We start from the raw sequence: 6,035 nt of genomic DNA on the forward strand, positions 1-6,035 counted from the left end.
GTCAGCAGCAGCACGGTGACCGGGAAGCGGCGCCGCCACAGCAGCGCCACGGCGGCCAGGACCGACAGCAGGGTCTGCCAGAGCGGGGCGCCGCGGGCCACCAGGGCGGCGTCCACCAGGGAGTAGACCGCGGGCAGCAGGATCATCAGCCAGGGCGCGGTGAACCCGGCCGGAAGACGTCGTGCGGGAGAGGGGTCGCTCATGCCCCGTCGCTCGGCTTCGGCCGGACCAGCCCGGCCCGGTGGGCGACGACGGCCGCCTGGACCCGGTTGGCGGCGCCGAGCTTGCCGAGGATCGCGCTGATGTGGTCCTTCACCGTGCCGGTGCCGAGGAACAGCCGGTCGGCGATCTCGGCGTTGGACAGGCCCTCGCCCAGCAGCGCCAGCACGTCCAGCTCCCGGCCGGTCAGGGTGCGGGCCAGGGTCGCCGCCTCGGCGTCCGGGCCGCCGCCGTCCACATAGCCGCCGATCACGGTGCGGGTCACGGTCGGGGAGAGGATGTTGCCGCCGGCCGCGAGCACCCGGACGGCGTGCACCAGCTGGTCCGGGGCGGTGTCCTTGAGGAGGAAGCCGGAGGCGCCGGCCCGCAGCGCGGTGCCGATGTGCTCCTCGGTGTCGAAGGTGGTCAGCATCGCCACGGCCGGCGGGTCGGGCAGGGCCCGCAGCCGGCGGAGCACCGAGATGCCGTCCAGGTCGGGCATCCGGATGTCGAGCAGCACCACGTGCGGACGCAGCCGCCGGACGTACTCCTCGGTCTGCGCGCCCGAGCAGTCGCCGACCACCTCCAGGTCGGGGGCGGAGCCGACGATGAGGCCCAGCCCGGACCGGACCAGGATCTCGTCGTCCACGATCAGCACGCGGGTGGTGGTGATGGGTCCCTCCTCGGTTCGGCGGACGGGTCGGGCCGGTCCGCATGACTGGAACCGAGAGTAGGGCCTGACCGGCGGCTTCGCCGGGCCCGGCCTCCCGGAGCAACCCCGCCGAACGGCGGGGGTGTGAATCCGCTACCTGGTTCACGCGATTCTCACCGATGGTGGGGAACCATGGGAATCGGCTGCCGTTCGGTCGGTCCGCGGCCGGGGGTGGGTGGCCGGCCGGGTCGCGTGCGGATGCGGCCCACCATCTGATCGTTTGGAATTGAGCTGTGTCGTCCACTGTGAAGCCGGAGCCGTCCACCTCCCCCACCGGATCCGGGTCCGGCGCCCTCATGGCGCGCTGGCGCCCCCGGGCCGCGACGGCGACCGTCTGGTACCTGCGGCTGATCGCCCTGCTGAACCTCGTCACCGTGCTCCTGGCGCCGTTCCGGGACCAGGTCGAGACGCACAACGAGGGCGAGTACTTCACCCCCTACCTGATGACCGCCGGGCTGAGCAGCGCGGTGCTCTCGGTCTTCCTGGCGATCGCGATGCGGCGCCGCAAGCGGGCCGCGTGGATCTTCAACACGGCGCTGGCCGGTCTGTTCGCGCTGCTCTACCTGCTCGCCATGACGCTGCCCGGCGGGGGCTTCACCAAGCACCCGCTGAACTATGTGTCCACCGTGCTGACCTGCGGGTTCGTCCTGGCGCTGCTGGTCGGGCGGAAGGAGTTCACCTCCAAGGGAGACAGCTCCAACCCGAAGACCGCCGCCGCCACCTTCGTGGCCGGCCTGGGCTTCGGCGGCGTGGTCGGCGCGGCCCTGGTCGCCCTCACCAACAACCTGCACGGCGCCGCCGACTTCTGGGACACGTTCCGCTACTCGGTCGGCCGGATGATCACCATCACCCCCTCCGAGCACCTGCGGTCCGTCATCGACGCGCCGACCTGGGTGAACGCGGTCATCAACGCCATGGGCGCGGTGCTCTTCCTGCTGGTCCTCTACGTGGCGTTCCGCAGCCCGCGGAACACGGAGCTGCTCACCGCCGAGGACGAGGAGCGGATCCGGGGGCTGCTGGAGAAGCAGGGCGAGCGGGACTCGCTGGGCTACTTCGCGCTCCGCCGGGACAAGGCGGTGATGTTCTCGCCGAGCGGCAAGGCGGCGGTCACCTACCGGGTGGTCGGCGGCGTCTCGCTGGCCTCCGGCGACCCGATCGGCGACCCCGAGGCCTGGCCCGGCGCGATCGACGCCTGGCTGACCGAGGCCCGCGAGCACGCCTGGGCGCCGGCCGTGATGGGCGCCTCCGAGGAGGCCGGGGTGATCTACGCCCGGCACGGGCTGGACGCGCTGGAGCTGGGTGACGAGGCGATCGTCGAACTCGACGAGTTCTCGCTGGACGGCCGGGCGATGCGGGTGGTGCGCCAGGCCTACAACCGGGTCAAGCGGGCCGGCTACACGGTGCGGATCCGCCGGCACGAGGAGATCCCCGAGTACGAGATGGCCGAGCTGGTGGCCAAGGCCGACCAGTGGCGCGACGGCGCGACCGAGCGCGGCTTCTCGATGGCGCTGGGCCGGCTCGGCGACCCGGGCGACGGGCGCTGCGTGATGCTGGAGTGCCACGACGGCGAGGGCGAGCTGAAGGCCCTGCTCAGCTTTGTGCCGTGGGGTGCGGACGGGCTCTCGCTGGACCTCATGCGCCGGGCCAGGGACACCGAGAACGGCCTGATGGAGTTCATGGTGATCGAACTCCTGCAGCGCGCCGGTGAGGTGAATCTGGCCAGGGTCTCGCTGAACTTCGCCATGTTCCGTTCCGTTTTCGAGCGGGGCTCGAAGCTCGGGGCGGGGCCGGTGCTGCGGCTCTGGCGTTCCGTTCTCGGCTTCTTCTCGCGCTGGTGGCAGATCGAATCGCTCTACCGGGCCAACGCCAAGTACCGGCCGATCTGGGAGCCGCGGTATCTGCTGTTCGAGAAGAGCAGCGAGATTCCGCGGATCGGCATCGCCAGTGCCCGGGCCGAGGGCTTCATCACCGCACCGAGCCTGCCCGCGCTGTTCCGTCGCCGGCACCAGGGACCGTCCGGCACGGAGCCCCGGGTGCCGGTGGCGGCACAGGACGGGAAGGGGTAGCCCTCCGCCGGGGGGCGGAGGGGGCCGGGCAGCCGTCCGGGGGGATCTCATGGTTGTTTCTCCCCCTTGAGGATGACTCGGATCCGCACAATTGCCGATGTGGATTCGTTAACCGGCTTCTAATGTGGAGGTAGTCGAGAAGGCGCTTGCGCCAACGGGGATTTGGAGAACCGGTTGTGATGCGGAGGACCCACGCGGGGGGCGTGCGAAAGGGGCCGGTGGCTATTGCCAAAGAGGCCGCTGTCGCCGAGTGGGGAACGCTGTTCGGGACGGTCCGGGAGCAGGTCGCGCGGAAGAAGTTCGCGGCCGTCCCACTGGCCACCGCGGCGACCTGTCTGATCCTGCTGTTCAGCATCGTCCAGCACCTTCCGGGTGGCGAGCACTTCGTCACCCGGATCGGCGTGGTCAAGGCGGCGCTGCCGTTGGACGTCTCGCTGCTGCGCACGCCGCTGTCGCTGTACGTGCCGGCCCTTGACCTGCCGGTGTGGGGGGCGCTGGCGCAGGTCTTCGTGGTCTTCGGCATCGCCGAGATCGTGCTCGGCCGGCGGCTGACCCTGGTGGTCGCCTACACCTGCACCCTCGCCGGGACGCTGTTCGCCCGGGTCGGGGTGGCGATCGGCCCGGACCACGTCTTCGGCTTCCCGAAGTGGGTCGCGCACGTGCGGGACACCGGCCCCTCGGCCGCGGTGGTGGCGCTGGCGATCTGCATCGCGTTCCGCTGCCGGGCCTGGTTCACGGCCGGTCTGGTCGTGGCGACGATGGTCGGCGAGGCGGTCGTGCTGCCGAACCTGGCCGGGATGGAGCATGTGGTCGCGGTGATAGCGGCGCTGCTGATCGCGGTCTTTTTTTCGGTGGAGGTGTTCGGGGACTTCTGGCCGCGGGTGCTGGCCGGGGTCGGCGCGGCGGCCGTGGTGTCGACGGCCACCGCCTCGCTGGAGGCTGCGGCCGCGGACGTCCGCCGCCGCACTCCGGCCGGCGCGGCCGTGCCGTAACGGGCCGAACAGTACGTACGAGGAGCCCGCGGACCGTCCGGTCCGCGGGCTCCTGTCGTTCACGGCTTCGCGGTGTCCACCGCGGTCAGAGTGGCAGTTCGAACCAGACGACCTTGCCGACCGCCTTGCGGGCAGTGCCCCAGCGCTCGGCGAGCTTGGTGACCAGGGTGAGGCCGCGGCCGGTCTCGCCGAGTTGTTCGGCGGGCTCCAGCGACGGCAGGTTGTGGTTGTCGTCGCTGACCTCGACCAGCAGCTTGTCCACCCGGATCAGCTGGAGCTGGACCCGGTCCCGGGCCACCCGGACGGCGTTCGTGACCAGCTCGCTGACCAGCAGCACGACGGTGTCGCCGATCGACTCCAGGTGCCAGGCGGCCAGCTGCTCGCGGACCAGGGCGCGGGCCCGGCCGACCTCGCGGTGGTCGACGGTGAGGTCCCAGGTGGCGACCTCGCTCGGCGCGACCCCGTCGAAGCGGGCCACCAGCAGCGCGACGTCGTCCTTGCGGTCGTCGGAGTGCAGCCGGTCCAGGACCACGTCGCAGGCCTCCTCCGGGCTCTGCTGCGGGTCGATCAGATTGCCGCAGAGCGCGGCCAGCCCCGCTCCTATGTCACCGCCCCGCACCTCGACCAGGCCGTCGGTGCAGAGCACCAGCATCGAGCCGTCCACGACGTCGATGGTCTTGGCGACGAACGGCACCCCGCCGACGCCGATCGGGGCGCCGGCCGGGATCTCCAGCAGCTCGCCGGTGCCGTCCGGGTGGACCAGGACCGGTGGTACATGGCCGGCGCTGGCCAGCTCGCAGGTCCGGTTGATCGGGTCGTAGACCGCGTACAGGCAGGTGGCGAGATGGTCGTCGCCGAGCTTGTGGGCCAGGTTGTCCAGATGGCGCAGCAGCTGGCCGGGCGGCAGGTCGAGGGCGGCCAGGGTCTGCATCGCGGTGCGGAAGCGGCCCATCGCGGCGGCCGAGTGGATGCCGTGGCCCATGACGTCGCCGACCACCAGTGCGACCCGGCTGCCGGGCAGCTGGATCGCGTCGAACCAGTCGCCGCCGACCTCGGCCCGGGAGTCGCCGGGCAGGTAGCGGTGGGCGATCTGGACGCCGGGGATCTGCGGCGGGCGGGTCGGGATCATCGAGCGCTGGAGGGTGGTGGCGACCCGGGACTCGGCCCGGTGCAGCCGGGCGTTGTCGAGCGAGAGCGCGGCCCTGGCGGCCAGCTCCTTGAGGGTGGCGGCGTCGCTCTCGTCGAACGGGTCCCGGTCGGGGAGCCGGAGCAGTTTGAGGATGCCGAGCACGGTGCCGCGGGCGGAGAGCGGCACCACCAGCATCGAGCGGCCGGACACCACCGGGACCAGCTCGGGGCCGCCGAGCGCGGCGGCGTAGTCGACCGCGACGTCCCGGGTGACCACCGGGACCAGCACCGGCTGGTTCAGCTGGAGGGCCATGCCGGGCGGGGTGCGGCGGGGCATGGCGACCAGCGAGCCCTCGGCGAGCACGTGGTCCCACTGGCCGGCGGACTCGTTGCGGGCCAGGGCGACCCGGCGGAGCATCGTGTCGTCGTCGGGGCGGGCGGCGGGCAGCTCGGAGTCGGAGATCAGGCCGTCCACGAGGTCGACGCAGGCGAAGTCGGCGACCCGGGGGACGAGCACCCGGCACAGCTCGTGGGCGGTGAAGCCGAGGTCGAGGGTGGTGCCGACCTTGCCGCCGACCTCGTTGAGCAGGGCCAGTTGCTCGCCGGCGTGGCCGTTGGTCAGGAACGGGCCGAACCGGCCGGTCTGCGGTCCGGGCGGGGCCGCGGCGGCGGGGACGGTGATCGCTGCGGCCGCTGCGGCCGGTGCGGTCGGCGGGGCCGGGTCGCCCGGGTGGAGCCGGTGTCCGTTGGCGGACGGTCCGACGGTGGTCTGCTCGATGGTGACGCCTCCTCTCGGCCTCGCGCTGGGCGGGCAGCGGAGCGGGCGGCGGGGCGGTGGGACGGCGCCCGGGCGCGGACTGCTCGGGCGGGGTCGGCGGACCGAGCCTGGCCGTGCGCTGCTGCGCGGTCGGGTAGCGGCGGCCGATCCCGGCCGCCGCG

4 protein-coding genes and 1 pseudogene are annotated in these 6,035 nt (G+C 72.5%); 2 read left to right on the forward strand and 3 right to left on the reverse strand.

What is annotated here, in order from left to right; all coding sequences use genetic code 11:
• Positions 1-203, reverse strand: a pseudogene (locus VR45_RS45410) (two-component sensor histidine kinase); the annotation flags it as partial.
• Entirely contained in the window at positions 200-850 is a 651-nt protein-coding gene (locus tag VR45_RS07820) for a response regulator transcription factor (protein ID WP_234325876.1), read from the reverse strand. The gene VR45_RS07820 and the pseudogene VR45_RS45410, both read right to left, overlap by 4 nt.
• 356 nt (positions 851-1,206) lie before the next feature.
• Between VR45_RS07820 and VR45_RS07825 the strand changes: the two genes are divergently transcribed.
• Together VR45_RS07825 and VR45_RS46745 are read left to right on the forward strand one after the other, a co-directional pair.
• Positions 1,207-2,976 (forward strand): phosphatidylglycerol lysyltransferase domain-containing protein, encoded by a 1,770-nt coding sequence (locus VR45_RS07825; protein WP_045938935.1) that lies wholly within the window; start codon positions 1,207-1,209, stop codon positions 2,974-2,976.
• Between the two features lie 218 nt (positions 2,977-3,194).
• The gene (locus VR45_RS46745) at positions 3,195-3,968 is read left to right on the forward strand and encodes a hypothetical protein (RefSeq protein ID WP_159394144.1); all 774 of its coding nucleotides are present in this window, start codon (positions 3,195-3,197) and stop codon (positions 3,966-3,968) included.
• Between the two features lie 85 nt (positions 3,969-4,053).
• Here the strand turns inward: VR45_RS46745 and VR45_RS07835 are convergent.
• Positions 4,054-6,035, reverse strand: a 1,982-nt coding sequence (locus tag VR45_RS07835; RefSeq protein ID WP_052708925.1) for a SpoIIE family protein phosphatase, incomplete at its 5' end; no start/stop codon positions are given.

Source organism: Streptomyces sp. NRRL S-495, assembly GCF_000966955.1.
GTDB classification, from domain to species: Bacteria; Actinomycetota; Actinomycetes; order Streptomycetales; family Streptomycetaceae; genus Kitasatospora; species Kitasatospora purpeofusca.